This window comes from Vreelandella titanicae BH1, assembly GCF_000336575.1.
Lineage (GTDB): Bacteria > Pseudomonadota > Gammaproteobacteria > Pseudomonadales > Halomonadaceae > Vreelandella > Vreelandella titanicae.
In genome coordinates, this window is record NZ_AOPO01000016.1 from 77,115 (window position 1) to 93,673 (window position 16,559).

The 16,559-nt window shown below is 57.4% G+C and carries 16 protein-coding genes; 12 read left to right on the forward strand and 4 right to left on the reverse strand.

All coding sequences use genetic code 11. The features are described 5' to 3' along the window. Positions 1 to 31 precede the first annotated feature (31 nt). Together HALTITAN_RS20875 and HALTITAN_RS20880 are read right to left on the reverse strand one after the other, a co-directional pair. On the reverse strand, positions 32 to 2,617 hold the full coding sequence (locus tag HALTITAN_RS20875; RefSeq protein WP_039860379.1) for a heavy metal translocating P-type ATPase: 2,586 nt from the start codon (positions 2,615 to 2,617) through the stop codon (positions 32 to 34). Beyond that, complete coding sequence (locus HALTITAN_RS20880; RefSeq protein WP_009288270.1) at positions 2,614 to 3,042, reverse strand: MerR family transcriptional regulator; 429 nt, start codon at positions 3,040 to 3,042, stop codon at positions 2,614 to 2,616. Before HALTITAN_RS20880 ends, HALTITAN_RS20875 begins: the two co-directional genes overlap by 4 nt. Positions 3,043 to 3,305: 263 nt before the next feature. Here HALTITAN_RS20880 and HALTITAN_RS20885 point away from each other — a divergent pair, with 263 nt between their 5' ends. From HALTITAN_RS20885 to rimI, 8 genes are all read left to right on the forward strand, one after another. Beyond that, entirely contained in the window at positions 3,306 to 4,655 is a 1,350-nt protein-coding gene (locus HALTITAN_RS20885) for an OmpP1/FadL family transporter (RefSeq protein ID WP_039860381.1), read from the forward strand. 162 nt (positions 4,656 to 4,817) lie between these two features. Continuing rightward, positions 4,818 to 5,916 (forward strand): peptide chain release factor 2 gene (gene prfB, locus HALTITAN_RS20890; protein ID WP_138800386.1). Its coding sequence is split into 2 segments (ribosomal slippage): positions 4,818 to 4,892 and positions 4,894 to 5,916, totalling 1,098 coding nucleotides; the frame shifts between segments, so codons are not numbered across the junction. 34 nt (positions 5,917 to 5,950) lie between these two features. Continuing rightward, entirely contained in the window at positions 5,951 to 7,462 is a 1,512-nt protein-coding gene (lysS, locus tag HALTITAN_RS20895; protein WP_039860384.1) for a lysine--tRNA ligase, read from the forward strand. A gap of 84 nt (positions 7,463 to 7,546) precedes the next feature. Continuing rightward, positions 7,547 to 7,933: a hypothetical protein gene (locus tag HALTITAN_RS20900; protein ID WP_022520220.1), complete on the forward strand. Its 387-nt coding sequence runs from the start codon at positions 7,547 to 7,549 to the stop codon at positions 7,931 to 7,933. Positions 7,934 to 8,171: 238 nt separating this feature from the next. Next, positions 8,172 to 9,575, forward strand: coding sequence for an MFS transporter (locus HALTITAN_RS20905; RefSeq protein ID WP_039860386.1), 1,404 nt, complete (start codon positions 8,172 to 8,174; stop codon positions 9,573 to 9,575). 43 nt (positions 9,576 to 9,618) lie between these two features. Next, positions 9,619 to 9,927, forward strand: a complete 309-nt coding sequence (locus HALTITAN_RS20910; RefSeq protein WP_039860389.1) for a BolA family protein — start codon at positions 9,619 to 9,621, stop codon at positions 9,925 to 9,927. Beyond that, entirely contained in the window at positions 9,924 to 10,862 is a 939-nt protein-coding gene (locus HALTITAN_RS20915) for a hypothetical protein (RefSeq protein ID WP_009288273.1), read from the forward strand. The genes HALTITAN_RS20910 and HALTITAN_RS20915 overlap by 4 nt, the downstream gene beginning before the upstream one ends. Continuing rightward, positions 10,852 to 11,301, forward strand: a complete 450-nt coding sequence (gene rimI / locus HALTITAN_RS20920) for a ribosomal protein S18-alanine N-acetyltransferase (protein ID WP_039860392.1) — start codon at positions 10,852 to 10,854, stop codon at positions 11,299 to 11,301. The genes HALTITAN_RS20915 and rimI overlap by 11 nt, the downstream gene beginning before the upstream one ends. Before the next feature lie 24 nt (positions 11,302 to 11,325). Here rimI and zapB read toward each other — a convergent pair whose 3' ends face one another. Next, complete coding sequence (gene zapB / locus HALTITAN_RS20925; protein ID WP_022520215.1) at positions 11,326 to 11,520, reverse strand: cell division protein ZapB; 195 nt, start codon at positions 11,518 to 11,520, stop codon at positions 11,326 to 11,328. Positions 11,521 to 11,654: 134 nt separating this feature from the next. Beyond that, positions 11,655 to 12,299, reverse strand: a complete 645-nt coding sequence (gene rsmD / locus HALTITAN_RS20930) for a 16S rRNA (guanine(966)-N(2))-methyltransferase RsmD (protein ID WP_022520214.1) — start codon at positions 12,297 to 12,299, stop codon at positions 11,655 to 11,657. Positions 12,300 to 12,389: 90 nt separating this feature from the next. Here rsmD and ftsY point away from each other — a divergent pair, with 90 nt between their 5' ends. The 4 genes from ftsY to rpoH all read left to right on the forward strand — a co-directional run bounded on the left by ftsY (position 12,390) and on the right by rpoH (position 16,502). After that, positions 12,390 to 13,727, forward strand: coding sequence for a signal recognition particle-docking protein FtsY (gene ftsY, locus HALTITAN_RS20935; RefSeq protein ID WP_039860394.1), 1,338 nt, complete (start codon positions 12,390 to 12,392; stop codon positions 13,725 to 13,727). After that, positions 13,724 to 14,392 (forward strand): cell division ATP-binding protein FtsE, encoded by a 669-nt coding sequence (ftsE, locus tag HALTITAN_RS20940; RefSeq protein ID WP_022520212.1) that lies wholly within the window; start codon positions 13,724 to 13,726, stop codon positions 14,390 to 14,392. Before ftsY ends, ftsE begins: the two co-directional genes overlap by 4 nt. After that, positions 14,389 to 15,438: a permease-like cell division protein FtsX gene (gene ftsX / locus HALTITAN_RS20945; protein WP_022520211.1), complete on the forward strand. Its 1,050-nt coding sequence runs from the start codon at positions 14,389 to 14,391 to the stop codon at positions 15,436 to 15,438. The genes ftsE and ftsX overlap by 4 nt, the downstream gene beginning before the upstream one ends. A 197-nt stretch (positions 15,439 to 15,635) precedes the next feature. Beyond that, positions 15,636 to 16,502, forward strand: a complete 867-nt coding sequence (gene rpoH / locus HALTITAN_RS20950) for an RNA polymerase sigma factor RpoH (RefSeq protein WP_022520210.1) — start codon at positions 15,636 to 15,638, stop codon at positions 16,500 to 16,502. Positions 16,503 to 16,559: the final 57 nt, after the last annotated feature.

The window sequence follows — 16,559 nt, forward strand, 5'->3', positions numbered from 1 at the left end:
AGCCCCAGGCCTGCCAAGTTGATCAATAAGCTCATGAGGCGTCCTCCTGACTGGCTTTCCATAGCCGCAAGCGATTGGCGTTACTCACCACGGTGATGGAAGAGAGTGACATGGCAGCGCCCGCTATCATCGGTGAGAGCAGCATGCCGGTGAGTGGGTAGAGCACCCCCGCCGCGATGGGAATACACAGCAGGTTGTAGCTAAAGGCACCCACCAGGTTCTGTTTGATATTGCGCAGCGTGGCGCGGCTGATCTCAATTGCTGACGCTACCCCGTGCAGCGAGCCGCGCATGAGCGTGATGCCCGCGCTCTCAATCGCCACATCGGTGCCTTGGCCAATGGCAAAGCCCACGTTCGCTCGGGCCAGCGCCGGGGCATCATTGATGCCATCGCCCACCATGCCAACGATTTCTCCCGCCTTCTGACGACGCTCTATCTCGGCGTGCTTGTCCTCGGGTAACAGCCCTGCCCGAAACTCATCAATGCCTACTTCCTGGGCAATGGCCCTGGCGGTGTGCTCGTTATCGCCGGTTAACATAACGATGGTTAAGCCGTCTTTTTGCAGGCGCTTGATTGCGGCCACGGTGTCGTGGCGAAGCGGGTCGCTGATGCCAAACAGGGCGGCCAATTTGCCATCTACCGCCAAGTACACCAGCGTGCGGGCCTGCTCCTCCAGAGCGCGGGCTTGCTCTTCACCTGCCTTGAGATCCACACCGGCTTCACTTAACAGACGCGCATTGCCCAGCAGCAGCGCTTTGCCGTCGGCGGTTTGGGCTTTTACCCCGCCACCAGTCACGCTGTCGAAACCATTAATCTCGGCAGGGTTAGCCTCGTGTTCATCCGCGTAGGTCATTAACGCCGCCGCCAATGGGTGCTCGGAGCTGCGTTCCAGCGCGTGCACCAACGCCAGCGCGGTGGATTGCTCTACGCCAAACATCTGCGCATCGGTGACGCTGGGCTTGCCCTGGGTGAGCGTGCCGGTTTTATCGACGACTAGCGTGGTCAGCTTGCTAGCGGTTTGCAGCGCCTCGCCGCTGCGTACCAGCACCCCATGCTCTGCCGCTTTACCGACGCCGATCATGGTCGAGATTGGCGTCGCCAGACCCAGCGCGCAGGGGCAGGCAATAATCAGTACGGTAGTCGCCGTCACCAACATATGGATCACCTGGGGAGCGGGCCCTAGGTTGAACCACACCAGGGTCGTCAATACGGCAATGATCATTACCGCAGGTACAAAAACGCTGGAGACTTGGTCGGCTAGCTCGCCAATCGGTGGGCGCGAGTTTTGGGCGCTCGCTACCTGTTCGGTAATCTGCCCCAGGCGCGTGTCGGTGCCCACCCGCGTGGCGCGATAGATCAAGCCACCTTTGCCATTCACCGTGCCAGCGCTGACTTCATCCCCCGCGCTTTTGGTGATGGGGAGTGGCTCGCCGGTAAGCATCGACTCATCGATATGGCTTTGGCCTTCAACGACGTCTCCATCCACCGGTAAACGCTCGCCGGGGCGTACTCGTACGTGGTCGCCAGCGCGCACCGCATCAATATCAATCTCCTGCTCGTGACCGTCGCGAATCACCCGCGCTGTTCGGCTCTGTAGGTCAAGCAGGCGCTTTAGCGCATTGCTGGTGCGGCCCCGGGCACGTAGCTCCATGGCATTGCCGAGTAGAATCAGCCCGATCACCATGGCTGAGGCTTCAAAATAGATCCCCTGAGCGACTTCTGGCAGCCATGGCGCAAACAGCACCACGGCCATGGAGTAGAGCCAGGCGGTGCCGGTGCCCATGGCCACCAGGGTATCCATATTGGCTTGGCGATGCTTAAACTGCTTCCAGGCGTTGACGAAAAAGTGGCGTCCTGGGAAGGCCAAAATACCCAAGGTTAACAAGCCGATCACCAGCCAGTAGAGACGCCCCATGCCCATCGGGTGGGGATGGAAAAAAAGCATGCTGAGCATCAGCGGAATCGCCAGTGCCAGCGAGATCGCGCTGCCGCGCAGCCGTTTTTGGTAAGTCTTGGCATCCTGCTCTGCACGAGTGCGTTCTGCTTCCCGCATATCCACAATCGGTTCGGCGCCATAGCCGGCTGACTCAACGGCGGCGATTAACGCTTGGGTCTCGGCACTGCCAAACACCTGGGCGGAGTGGGTGCCAAAATTGACGCTGGCGGTGTCGACTCCCTCAGTTCGCTCTAGTGCTTTCTGCACGCTGTTGACGCAGCTGGCGCAGGTCATCCCACTAATCGCCAAGCGCTGTTTCTTGCCTTGCCCTTGAGACTGGGAGTGAGCACTTGCGGTTTTTTCAGCTTCGGCATCAGCGGGTGCCGCGGTTTCTGGCTGATTATCAACATCGTCTGGGGCTGCTTCCTCCAGAGCTGCTTCGCCTGGCGGGTAGCCCGCCGCGGTCAAGCGTTGATCAAGCTCGGCGTCGGTTAGAGTCGAAACAACCTCGAGGCGTTTTTCGCTAGGAATGCCGGTGACGTCTGCTTCAGGGTCACCACTTTGAATCGCCTCGCGCATACGCTTGACGCAGCCCTGGCAATTCATGCCGGGGATGGTTCGCGTGGTGGCTCCATTGGCAGGGCTTACGCTTGAGGCGGCTTCGGTAGAGGCGTCGCTCATGGGGTCTCCTTAATAGACGGGGCGTCAGGAAAGCTCTCAATCAGGCGACACACGCTGTGGCCGTCGGGGGAGCCGTCGGGCATTTGCTGCCAGCTCTCCATGGCCTGTTCCATTCGTTCGGCTAGCGCTTCCAACTCGGCAATACGTGCTCGAATTTGCGGCAAGCGGCTGGCGAGTAAGTCGCGTACCAAGGGGCAGGGAGAGTCGCCTTGGTCGGCGTGGGTCAGAATGTCGCGAATCTCAGCCACGCTAAAACCTAATTTGCGCGCCCGCTGAATAAACCGCAGACGTTCTAGGTCGGTATCTGAAAATAGCTGATAGCCGTTATCTGGATGGCGCTGGGGGGCAAGTAGCTGCTCACGAGCGTAGTGGCGCACGGTCTCAGCGGTAACGCCGCCCCGTTTGGCAAGCTCGTTAACTTTCATGGCCTGTTCTCCCGACCGGTTAAATAGTGGTTATTTAGTGTAGAACCTATGGGTAACCCATAGGTCAAGGCCTCTTGGCTCAGTAAGCTGAAATGACTAAAACACTGATTTAAAACGACCGTGCGACTAATGTATAAGCCAAAAATAAAATAAAACGAACGTTTGCCCTTGAACCTTTGGCTCAGTTGCGAGAAAACAGTCATGTAAAAATAAAGAGGGTGGATCGTCGGTATCCACTGGATCATCGGGAAGAGAGGCCCACTATGAATAATAAATTTAATAAGCTCACCCTGGCTGCTGCCATTACGGCCGCTTTTGCCAGCCAAGCCCACGCGGGCGGGTATCAAATTAACGAGCAGAGCGTGAGTGGGCAGGGCTATGGCCATGCCGGGCGAAGCTCTAACATCCATGATGCAACCATTGTGTACGGTAACCCAGCGGGTATGTCGTTTTTAGACCGTGCCCAGGTGACCGTTGGTGGCACGTATCTAAACGTGAATACTGACATCTCTAATGTCGAAGCTTCTCGCTATATCGACTCCGGGGTCGCGCTTGGTGGCGCGCCAAATGGCAATCAGATCCCCGTCGGTAGCATTCCCGGAGGGAATGATGGCGATATGGTGCCAGGTACGCCGATCCCCTTTGCTTTCTATGCGCACCCAGTGACCGATCAACTGGCGTTCGGGTTTGGGGTGTATGCACCCTTTGGCTCAAAAACCGATTATGAAGATGATTTTCAAGGGCGCTATTTTGGCGACTACACCGAAGTCAAAGTGGTCAGTGCGCAGCCGACGGTTTCTTACCGTTTTAATGATCAGTGGTCAGTAGGCGCGGGGATTACTTACAACCGTGTGGAAGGCGAACTACGCCGACAAGTACCCAGTGAGGCCACCTTTAACCCAGATGCCGACATCGACTCGCGGGTTGATGGTGACGACGAAGCGTGGGGCTATAACTTAGGCGTAATCTATCGTCCAGTACCTGAAACCACCCTGGGGCTGACTTACCGCTCGAAAGTAGACTACACCTTGGAAGGTGATTTTAGCGCTACTGATCCTCTGGGTAATGTCGTTCGCTCAGATACTGCTAGCCTGGATTTGACCACCCCTGAGACGGTTAACTTCTCGCTTACCCAGCAAATGACTGACCGTCTCAAGCTGATGTTCGGTGCATCCTGGGTGCGTTGGAGCCACTTTGATCAAATTTTGGTTACCGGCAGCCAAGGCGATACGATTACCCAAGAGTTTCAGAACTACTCAAACGCCTGGGCGTTTGCCACTGGCGGCGAGTACCAGTTAACCAAGACATTGGCGCTTCGTGCTGGGGTTACGTTAGACATGACGCCGACCAATGATGAGGATCGTAGCGTACGTATTCCTTCCGATGATCGGCGTATTTTCTCGCTGGGGGCAGGATGGAGCCCAACGCCTGACCTGACTGTCGATATTGCCTACTCATATCTAACAGAGCGCGGCACCTTTGTTGAGCAGGATCGTAGCGACCTGCTGGCCAGCCAGGCCACGGGTGGCCAGCCGGTTGGCGGGGCCTCCTACTCAGCCGACTACAAAAACGAAGCTCACGGTTTTGGTGCTCAGTTAACCTATCGCTTTTAAACCCTAAAGAGCCAAACCCCAATGAAACCCGGCGCATGCCGGGTTTTTTATTGCCTAGTGGCAGGCCATTGGATGCGGGGCGTGTCGGCTTTCGTTACACTATGCGCTTTTCTGATCGATACACCTCTGTACGATCCGAGTAGACCAAGCTAGGGCGATCCCATGTTGGAAACCAATCCGATTCACAACCAGCTCAAGGACCTGTCTGAGCGGACAGACGTTCTTAGGGGGTATCTTTGACTATGCCGAGAAGAAAGATCGGCTAGAAGAGGTCACCCGCGAACTGGAAGACCCCAATGTCTGGAACGATCCAGACTACGCGCAGAAGTTAGGCAAAGAGCGCGCCTCCCTCGAAGCCATAGTGGCCACCATTGATGAACTTGAGCAGGGCCTTGGCGATAGCCGGGATCTGCTGGAGCTTGCAGAAATGGAAGAGGATGAAGGCACCGTCGAAGAAGTGTGCAAAGAGCTGGACAGCATGCAGGCGGCGTTAGAAAAGCTTGAGTTTCGGCGCATGTTCTCCGGTGAAATGGATCAGAACAACGCCTACCTGGAAATTCAGTCCGGCTCTGGTGGCACCGAAGCCCAGGATTGGGCCAATATTTTATTGCGCATGTACCTGCGCTGGGCAGAGAGCCACGGCTTCAAAGCCGATATCACTGAAATCTCTGCTGGCGAAGTGGCGGGCATTAAGTCGGCCACGGTGCATATCCAAGGCGATTACGCTTTCGGCTGGCTGCGTACTGAAACCGGCGTGCACCGCCTAGTGCGTAAAAGCCCGTTTGATTCCGGTGGTCGTCGGCATACCTCGTTTGCCTCGGTATTCCTGTCCCCGGAAATTGACGACAGTTTCGAGGTAGAGATTAATCCCTCGGACTTGCGCGTCGATACCTACCGTTCCAGCGGCGCGGGCGGTCAACACGTAAACACCACCGATTCGGCCGTGCGGATTACCCACGAGCCGACCGGGATCGTCGTGGCCTGCCAGGGGCAACGCAGCCAGCACGCCAACCGCGATTTTGCCATGAAGCAGTTGAAAGCGCGGTTGTGGGAACACGAGATGCAAAAGCGCAACGCCGCCAAGCAGGAGGCCGAGGACTCCAAGGCTGACATCGGCTGGGGCAGCCAGATTCGCTCTTACGTGCTGGATGACCAGCGCATCAAGGATTTGCGCACCAGCGTGCAGTCCAGCAACTGCGATAAAGTGCTCGACGGGGATATTGATCAATTTATCGTCGCCAGCTTGAAGCAAGGTTTGTAATTTTTTTAGCGTTTGAACATGAACAGGGTGCCCCATGGCTAACCAAGACGCGTCTCCTGCAGACAACGAAAACCACCTGATCGCCGAGCGCCGTGCCAAGTTGACTGCTCGCCGTGAGCGCGCCGCTGAGCAGGGAAAGAGTGCGTTTCCCAATGATTTTCGCCGCGACAGCCTAACCGTCGAGCTGCAAAATGCCTTCGGCGATAAAGACAAGGCCGAGCTTGAAGCGCTGGATCACCACGCCGCTGTGGCGGGTCGTGTGATGCGTCAACGTGGCCCCTTCATCGTCATTCAGGATGTGGCCGGGCAAATCCAGCTCTACGTGGATAAAAAGGGCCTGCCCGCCGACGTGCTGGAAGACGTTAAAAGCTGGGATATCGGTGACATCGTCGCTGCCCACGGGCCGGTGCATAAATCCGGCAAGGGCGATCTGTACGTGATGATGAAAGAGGCGCAGCTGCTCACCAAGAGCCTGCGCCCGCTGCCGGACAAGTTTCACGGTCTCACCGATATGGAAGCCCGCTATCGCCAGCGCTATGTGGATCTGATCATGAATCCGCAGTCGCGCAAAGTGTTTGAAACCCGCGCAGCGGTCATCAGCTCCATGCGCCGCTTCTTTGAAGCCCGTGGTTTTATGGAAGTAGAGACGCCGATGCTCCAACCGATCCCCGGCGGCGCGGCGGCACGGCCGTTCATTACCCACCACAATGCGCTGGATATCGACATGTATCTGCGTATTGCGCCAGAGCTTTATCTCAAGCGTCTGGTGGTGGGCGGCTTTGAAAAGGTGTTCGAGATTAATCGCAACTTCCGCAACGAAGGGTTATCAACGCGCCACAACCCAGAATTCACCATGGTGGAGTTCTACTGGGCCTATGCGGATTACCGCGACCTGCTCGATATGACCGAAGCGATGCTGCGCACCGCCGCTGAAGAAGTGCTCGGTAATGCAGTGATTGAGTATCAGGGCGCGAGCTACGATTTCGGCAAACCTTTTGCCCGCTTAACGCTACGTCAGGCGATTCTCGATCATGGTGACGGCATTGCCGACAGCGATTTGGATTCGTTGGAGGCGGCGCGGGCAACCGCCGAGAAACTGGGCATCAAGGTCAAAGAGAGCTGGGGCCTGGGCAAGGTGCAAACGGAGATATTCGAAGAGGTTGCCGAGCATAAGCTCGACCAGCCGACCTTTATCACCGAATACCCGGCTGAAGTGAGTCCGCTTGCCCGGCGTAATGACGCCAATCCCTTCGTCACTGACCGCTTTGAGTTCTTTGTCGGTGGTCGCGAAATCGCCAATGGTTTCTCGGAGCTTAACGACGCAGAAGATCAGGCGGAGCGCTTCCGTGCCCAGTCCGCGGAAAAAGATGCCGGTGACCTGGAAGCAATGTACTACGATGCAGATTACGTGCGTGCTTTGGAGTACGGCATGCCGCCCACCGCGGGCGAAGGCATCGGTATTGACCGCTTGGTGATGCTGTTCACCGACAGCGCATCGATTCGCGATGTGTTGCTGTTCCCGGCGATGCGCCCTGAAGTGGACTAACACGCTACGATAACGGATGAAAAGTTGGTAAGGGCGCGTTATAGCGCCCATAATGGTCAACGTTTCGACGGCGAGGAGAATCCCATGAAACTGCTTAACCGCTCCGCACTGAGCGTCAGGCCGACCCAGCCCTTTGTGGACTGGATCAACGCGCTGGAACCCACCATGGGAGACGACGACCTGACCCTGGACGACGTCGAACGTGAAAGTACCATTTACCTGATTCCAGAGATGGATACCCCGGAAGCGCTGGAAACTTTTGTGCGCGACCGCTACGTGGAAATTCTCGAGACTGAGCTGCGCGCTTGGGAAGAGGACGAACGGCAGTGGCCGGATAAACTCGACTGGGCATTGTTCCAGGAGTTTGTGCGCGTTGAGCACAGCTACCTGGCCATTGATCTAGACGACGAAACGGCGCTGGAAATCTCAGAAGTCGATGATGCGTTACTGCTCGATAGTGAGCAGGACTAGCCGTTAGCGTGCTAGTATTTAGGCAAGCCTAGTATTACGTAAGCCCAGTGTTTGCCTGCGCGTTTGGCTGGTAACAGCCCGCTAGTGCACTGTGAAATGACACACTGTTAATTAGCGCACTTCGAAACCGGCTTAGGCCGGTTTCATCGTTTTTAACGCTGTGTCTTTAGACGCAGTGTCTTTAATCGTTTCGCGTTGGCCGTTTCGTTTAAGATCTCTCCTGCCTAGGAACGCTTGCATGCGACTGTTTGAAACCCGCCCCGGCGACGATGGCCTGCCTGGGCCTGAACGCGCCCTTGCTGTGCTGGCGCTGGTAACCGGTACCTTGATGGCGGTGGTCGATACCACCATGATCAACCTGGCGCTGCCCACTATTGCCGCCGACTTGAATGTGTCGGCATCCCGAGCGGTATGGATTACCAACCTGTTTCAGGTTGTTTGTGCGGCTTTTTTGCTCGTGTTTGCGGGCATTAGTGAATTGATCACACGTCGCAGGCTCTACCTGTTTGGGCTGGCCACCTTTGTTGCTGCCGCGCTAGGGGCAGCGCTATCGCGCAATTTAGAAACGTTGCTGGTGTTTCGTGCCTTTCAGGGGCTAGGCGCTGCGGCCACGCTATCGATTGGCCCATCGCTTTATCGAGCCATTTTCCCCTCGCGGCTGTTGGGCAGCGCCCTTGGCTTAAGTGCCTTGGTGGTAGCCGGTGGCTACGCGGCAGGGCCCACGCTGAGTGGGGTAATCCTGTCCTTTGCCGACTGGCCTTGGCTATTTGCGCTGAATGTGCCGCTGGGTCTCTGCTCGCTGTGGCTCGCCAAGCGTGCGTTGCCCCAAGAAGAGCCACGCAAAGGTAGTTTTGATGTGGCTGGGGCACTGCTCTCGATCGTTATGCTGGCCAGCTTCTTTATTGCCATGGACGCCGTGAGCCACGCCGCGCCGATTTGGCAAAGCGGTGGCTGGGCGCTGTTGGCGGTATTGGCCTGTGCTGGGTTTATTGCGCGTCAGCGTCGCGCACCATATCCATTGCTGCCGCTTAGCGTGTTTGCCGAGCTGCGCTTTACACTCGCGGTCTCTGCCTCTGGGCTTGCCTTTATAGGTCAGGGCCTTACGTTTGTAGCCCTGTCGTTTTTCTACCAGGAGCAGATGGGTTTTTCACCACTGGAAACCGCTTGGCTGTTCACTCCTTGGCCACTGGCTATCATGTTCGTTGGCCCTGTAGCGGGGCGCTTAGCCGACCGTATTAATCCCAGTATTCTCTCCAGCGCGGGGCTTGGCCTACTTATCATTGGCCTGATTGCGCTGGCGCTGGTCGATGAATCGACCGGCGTGGTGGGAAGTCTATGGCGCACTGCGCTATGCGGTATTGGTTTTGGCCTGTTCCAGCCACCCAACAACCGCGAAATGATGGGCAGCCTGCCACCGGAGCGCAGTTCCAACGTCTCTGGCGTCATGAGCACCACGCGTACCGTTGGGCAGTCGTTTGGCGTGGCCTTAGTCGGTGCTGCATTGGCGCTAGGCTGGCCGGTACAGGTAACGCTCTGGCTGGGGGCGGCAACCACGCTGCTGGCGCTCTTGGCAAGCGTGGCGCGTATGCCGCTGGCCAGGCGTGCGTTACACGCCCGACGGGCATCGTCTGCGGGCCAGTAAGCGCGTACAATAAAATGGTTTGTGATCTCTCAAGGAGAACCTTATGACGCTGCAGACACAGATTGAGCAGAAGTTAACGGCACTCGCGCCGGACGTGCTGCAGGTTGAAAACGAAAGCCACATGCACAACGTGCCCGCGAACTCTGAAACCCACTTCAAAGTGACGCTAGTGAGTGACTCCTTCGACGGCATGATGCCGGTGAAGCGTCACCAGCAAATTTATGCGCTGTTGGCCGATGAGCTTTCCGGACCGGTGCACGCCTTAGCGCTGCATCTTTATACCCCCAGCGAGTGGCAGGCACGCGGCGGTGAACGCCCGAGCTCACCCAACTGTCGCGGCGGCGGGAAGTGAATCAAGAAGTTACTCGGCGCCACTACCTGGACGCCATGGGTATTACCGCCTGGGCCGCGAAGTACCAGTTGCCTAATGCGCTGCCCACCGAGGCCTGCGAGTGGGAGGATTCGACGCCTGCCCCTACGCCACCTCGGGAGCGGCTACAGGCATTGCTGGACGACGCCCCTGCGCCCAAGCGGCAAACGTCCAAACCTCAACCGTCCGAACTTCAATCTTCCGACCCCCAGGCCTCAGGCGAAGCCATTGCCTCACCCTCGGCGGTGCGGGCACTGCTGGGTCAAGACAAGCAGCGTGCGGACAAGTCGGGCCAAAATAAGCCGGCGATTGCCAACCCGGAGACGGCGACTTCCAGCGCGGAAACCGTGCCAGCCAAACCGCTTAAGTTCGCGCTCTCCTGCGTTTGTCTTCAGGGCCGCTGGATGGTGCTGCAGGCGGGGGACATGAGTCCGCTTGAGCAGCAGCTACTGGCCAACCTGTTACAGGCCGCGGGCATTCAGCGTGGAGCGTTGCCGGAAGTGAGCCACTTCACCTGGCCGCAAATGGCCAACGCCTTTGCGGTGGAGGATCCCCTGGACGAAGCCCGCGAGGGCTTGGCGGCGTTTATCGCTGGAAGCGCGAGCCGACAGGGGTGGCGGTTAGAGCGATTACTCTGGTGGGGTGAGTTGGAAGCCGAGCCTGATACCGAATCTGGAGCTGAACAAGCGCCGCTGGAGCGCATACTGAACGTGGCTGAAGGTCACAGCCAAACGCTTTCGCTGCCCTTATGGCAGGGCCCCTCACTTGGGGCGCTCCTCGACGGTAGCCATAGTAAGCGCGACCTCTGGCCAGCGCTGCAGGCGTTAGGCCAGCAGTGGGAAGCCGATAAGGCGACTGGCGCTCAGGCAGTGGGCACTCAGTTAGAAAGTGCTCAGCAGGCAACGGATGATCACTGAACTCAACGTTGAGCACCTAGCCCTACTGATTGCGCTTGAGTACCGGGCGCAGAGCGGTACTTCTGAGACGCAAATGCTGGCAGCGTTGGGCAGCCAGGATACCTGTGTACTGGGCTGGTGGCAGGATGAGCAGTTGTTAGGGTACGCCATTGTGGCGCGACTGCCGTTTGAGGCGGAACTACAAGCCATTGGGGTACACCCAGAGCAGCGACGCAGTGGAGCAGGTCGGGCGTTGATGGAGGTCGTGCTGTCCACCGCACGCGGCTGGCTGAGCGAGCGGCTGCTGCTAGAGGTGCGGGCGAGTAATCTTAGCGCTATCCGGCTCTACCAGCGCTGCGGGTTTAGCGAAGACGGACGGCGCAAAGGCTACTACCCACCGCTATCGTCGCAAGCCGCCGCCGGGCGTGAGGATGCGCTGCTGATGTCCCTGGTGCTTTAGGGCAGCAGCGCACTTATCCTGAGCCTAAGGCGTGCTGGAGGTTTCGAGACTGTCGAACTTGCTGAGCAGGCTGTTGAGGCGACGCTCCCACTCTTCGCGCTCCTCTTTCAGCTTGGCGTTTTCGCCGCGCAGCTCTTCATTTTCCAGTTTCATCATCTCCAGTGCATCAACAGTGTCGGTGACTTTCTGCTCAAGTTGATTAAATAGCTCCAGACTCATGTATCTCTCCCTAGCGTAAAAACGAAAACCCAAAATAGGTCATAAAAAGGCACCCAAATAAACAAGCACACAGCTTGTCAGTAGGGACGAATGAGGCGAGCGTAACGCCACCGCCGCGTGGCGGCAAGCGCTGTTTACGGTGCTTGACGTTGATAGAGCCGCGCAGTGCTTTCGCCCGCCTGGGTTTCGCGGTGCAATAGCCAGTTGGCGGGCACCTTGGGAGCCAGCGATGTCTCGGTTTCCAGGTAAATCATTGCCTCGTTATCCAGCCAGCCACTAGTTTCCAATGTCGAACAGCAGGGCGCGGCCAGCTGCTGATGGAAAGGCGGGTCAAGAAAGACCAGCGTATAGGGCTTGGCTGGGCGCGTCAGATAAGTCTGAACATCGTTAACATGCACCGCGCTTGCGGTAATATTGAGCGATGCCAGATTGGTCGACAGCTGCGCCGCTACCCGCGGGTCGCGCTCGACAAAATCGACCCAGGAGGCGCCGCGAGACACCGCTTCAATGCCTAGCGCACCGGTACCTGCGAACAGGTCGAGTACCTGCTGGCCGTAAAGCTGTTGGCCGAGCCAATTGAACAGCGTTTCACGCACGCGGTCTGGGGTTGGACGCAAGCCTGGGCTATCCAGCACCGGCAACTGACGGCGGCGGAACTCACCGCCGATGATGCGTAACTTACCAAGTGGCTTACCAACGGGTTTGCCAAGTTGTTGACCACCCCGCTGAGCAGGTGTGCGGCGGGATGTAGAGGATCGAGGGGGGCGTTGTCGTGTCATAAAGCGGATTGTAGCGGGCTGTTTATCCAAAGTCTTGGGTTACGGTGTTAGCATAACCTTAATGTCCACTATTTATGTCGGGTAACACTCATGTTTGGTTTTTTTAAACGCAAGAATAAGCAAGATCCGCAACAGGCGCCTCAAGACAAGCAGGCGCAGGAGGAGCAGTTAAAGGAGCAGCCTCAAGAGCAAGCCGATGAGATGGACATTGCAACGCCCGAGACTTCCACTGACGTTGTTGAAGAGACCTCAGAAGCGCCGGAAACTTTGCCAGAGCCAGAGCCAGAGCCAGAGCCAGAGCCAGAGCCAGAGCCAGAGCCAGAGCCAGAGCCAGAGCCAGAGCCAGAGCCAGAGCCAGAGCCAGAGCCAGAGCCAGAGCCAGAGCCAGAGCCAGAGCCAGAGCCAGAGCCAGAGCCAGAGCCAGAGCCAGAGCTGACGCCCGCGCCCGCCTTGCAAGAGAAACCGGTGGCTGACAAAAGCGACCAGAAAGGCTGGTTTGCGCGTATCAAGTCAGGCCTGGGGAAAACCCGTGCCAATTTAACCGATGGCATCGCCGATCTGTTTTTAGGTAAAAAACAGATTGATGACGAACTGCTGGAAGATCTGGAAACGCAGCTGTTAATGGCCGATGTGGGCATTGATGCGACGACCGAGATTATTGGTCGCCTGGAAGCGCGGGTCTCGCGCAAAGAGTTGAACAACCCAGAAGCCCTCTACCGTGGCCTGCAAGAAGAGTTGTCCGCCATGCTGGCGCCGGTCGCCAAACCGCTTGTACTGGAAAAGGCGGGCAAGGGGCCGTTTGTTATTTTAGTGGTGGGTGTTAATGGCGTAGGTAAAACCACCACCATTGGTAAGCTCACCCAGCGTTTTCAGCGCGAAGGCAAAAGCGTTATGTTGGCGGCCGGTGACACTTTCCGTGCCGCCGCTGTCGAACAGCTCAAAGTCTGGGGCGAGCGCAACAAGGTGCCGGTCATCGCCCAACACACCGGCGCGGACAGCGCCTCGGTGATTTATGACGCGGTAGCGGCCGCCACTGCGCGAGGTGTTGATGTACTGATCGCCGATACCGCCGGACGGCTACATAACAAAAGCCACCTGATGGAAGAGCTGAAAAAAGTCCACCGGGTGATGCAGAAGCTAGATGACACCGCGCCTCATGAAGTGATGCTGGTGCTGGATGCGGGCACCGGGCAAAACGCGATTTCCCAGGCCAGCACCTTTAACGACGCCGTGCCGGTCAGCGGGATCACGCTAACCAAACTGGACGGCACCGCCAAAGGCGGGATTATTTTCGCGCTGGCTAAACAGCTGGAAACGCCGATTCGTTTTATTGGTGTGGGGGAGGGTATCGACGATCTGCGCCCCTTCGAGGCCAATGATTTTGTCCAAGCGCTATTTGACCGCCAAGGGGACGATGCCAGCGCATGATCGCCTTTGAGCATGTGGGAAAACGCTACGGTGGACGCTTTGAAGCGCTGGCACATCTTAACTTTCGGGTTGCCCGGGGCGAAATGGTGTTTCTTACCGGTCACTCCGGGGCGGGGAAAAGCTCGCTACTACGCTTAATCATGCGCCTTGAGAAACCTAGCCGTGGGCGCGTCGTCGTAGCGGGGCACGACATTGCCCAGCTGCATGCCAGCCAAGTGCCGTTCTATCGGCGCCAAATTGGCGTGGTTTTCCAGGATCATCAGCTGCTCTTTGATCGCAGCATTTTTCACAATGTTTCTCTACCGCTGGAGATTCAAGGGGTTGAACCTCGGGAAGCCGCCCGCCGTGTGCGTGCCGCGTTAGATAAAGTGGGGCTGCTGCATCGTGAAAAGGCGTTGCCCATAGAGCTCTCCGGCGGCGAGCAGCAGCGGGTCGGCATTGCCCGGGCGGTGGTTAATAAGCCCGCGCTACTGCTTGCCGATGAACCGACGGGCAATCTGGATCCCCAGCTTTCGGCGGATATCATGGCGCTATTTGAGGACTTTAATCGGATTGGTACCACCGTGATGATCGCCAGTCACGATTTGGCCCTAATTGCCCGACTGCGCCACCGCATCCTGCGCTTAAGCGACGGCAGGTTGGTAGCCGATGAGGGGGCGGTATGAGGTCATCCGCGACACCCAAGCGTCGTCAGGGAGCAGCATTAAAAACGCCGCGCAAAGCCGCTGTTAAACCAGCGGTTGAGAAAGCCCAAGCGCCACAGCGGGGCGCCAGGTCGCAGCAAACGCGCTTTTCCAGCCGCCTGCGGGCATGGGGGCGCCATCACCGCAGTATGGGGTGGGATAGCTTTCAGCGCTTGATACGCTATCCGCTGGGTAATCTCCTGACCATGCTGGCGATCGCTATTGCACTGGTACTGCCTGCGGCGCTGTGGCTAACCCTGGATAGTGCCCGCCTGCTGGATGCAGAGCTTGATGAGAGCGCCACCCTAACGGTCTACCTGGAGTTGAGTGCTGATGATGCCCAGTCGCTGCGTATCGAGGAGGCGGTCAACGCGGAACCGGGCGTGCTCGAAACCCAGCTGATCAGCGCCGAGCAGGGTATGGCGGAGTTCCAGCAGTCGCTGGGGCTCGATGATGCCTTGGCAGGGCTGGAGAGTAACCCGCTGCCTATCAGTATGGTGGTACGCCCAGAAAGCGTTGATCCAGTTGCCATGCAGCAGTTGGCCGCCCGTCTTGAAGCGCTCGCTGGGGTGGATGAGGTGCGTCTTGACCTGGCCTGGGTAGAGCGGCTGAGAAACTTAGCCGAGCTAGGTCGCCGTGTAGCGCTGGCGCTAGGGGTGCTGTTTGGTTTAGGCGTGCTGCTGGTGGTCGGTAATACCATTCGTCTCTCGGTGGAGAGTCGTCGCCGGGAAATTGAAGTCGTGATGCTCATTGGCGCCACGCATGCCTTTGTGCGACGGCCTTTCCTGTACAGCGGTGCTTGGTACGGCTTAGGCGGTGGGCTGTTGGCACTAGGTTTGTTAGGTCTGGGCAATCACTGGCTTTCCCTGCCGGTATCCGCTCTGGCGGCAAGTTACGGGGCGAGTTTTTCTTTACCCCAACTCGACGTGACAGGCTCTACAATTCTGCTATCTTGCAGTACACTACTAGGTTGGTTGGGTGCCTGGTTGGCGGTGACTCGTCACCTTTCGAGTATTCGGCCAAGATAATTGATGAATTCTAAGCAGCTAATGCGATACTGCTGGTAATGCTTAACCTGCGAACTTTATGCTTGCGTTAAGGTCTCAGTATCGCAGACATTCGTATGACTGAATGTGTATGACTGAATTAGTATCACGGTTTTGTAATAGGTTATTGATAACGTGCTACGTCAACCACGATGGGTTACAGGGGAGACCACCTGCACATGAGCACTAGTCTTCTACCGGTGGGGCAGCTTTCGCCCGGCGGCGATCTGGGCGGTTATATCCGCGCAGTCAATGGAATTTCGGTATTAACGGCCGATGAAGAGCGTGAGCTCGCTTATCGCCTCTATGATGAAGGCGATCTGGAAGCCGCTCGTCGTTTGGTACTGTCGCATTTGCGCTTTGTGGTGCATATCGCGCGTAGCTATTCGGGCTATGGGTTGCCCCAAGCGGATTTGATTCAAGAAGGTAACGTTGGCTTGATGAAAGCCGTCAAGCGCTTCGATCCGAACCAGGGCGTTCGTCTGGTTTCGTTTGCCGTGCACTGGATTAAAGCAGAAATTCACGAATTTGTGTTGCGCAACTGGCGGATCGTTAAGATTGCCACGACCAAAGCCCAGCGCAAGCTGTTCTTTAACCTGCGCGGTGCGAAGAAGCGTTTGGCGTGGTTGAACAACGACGAAGTGGACGCCATCGCCAAAGATCTCGACGTTAAGCCCGAGATCGTGCGCGATATGGAAGGGCGCTTGTCGTCTTACGATGCAGGCTATGATGCTCCGGCAGGCGATGATGAAGAGAGCACCTATCAAGCGCCGGTGCACTTCCTGGATGATTCCGCTTCCGACCCTGCCACGCAGTTGGAAGATAGCAACTTCGAGGAAGACTCGACGCGCCGTTTGCAGCTTGCCCTCGAAGGGCTTGATGAGCGCTCGCGGGATATTCTTCAGCGCCGCTGGTTAGCCGATAGCAAAGAGACGCTGCATGATCTGGCCGACGTCTACGGCGTCAGCGCGGAGCGTATTCGCCAGCTCGAAAAAAATGCCATGAAAAAGCTGCGTCAGAAAATGGGTGAGGAAATGGTCGCCTAAGACCACGCTGAATGCACAATTTGTGGCTTTTCAGCATTAAAAAAACCGGCTCCCGTT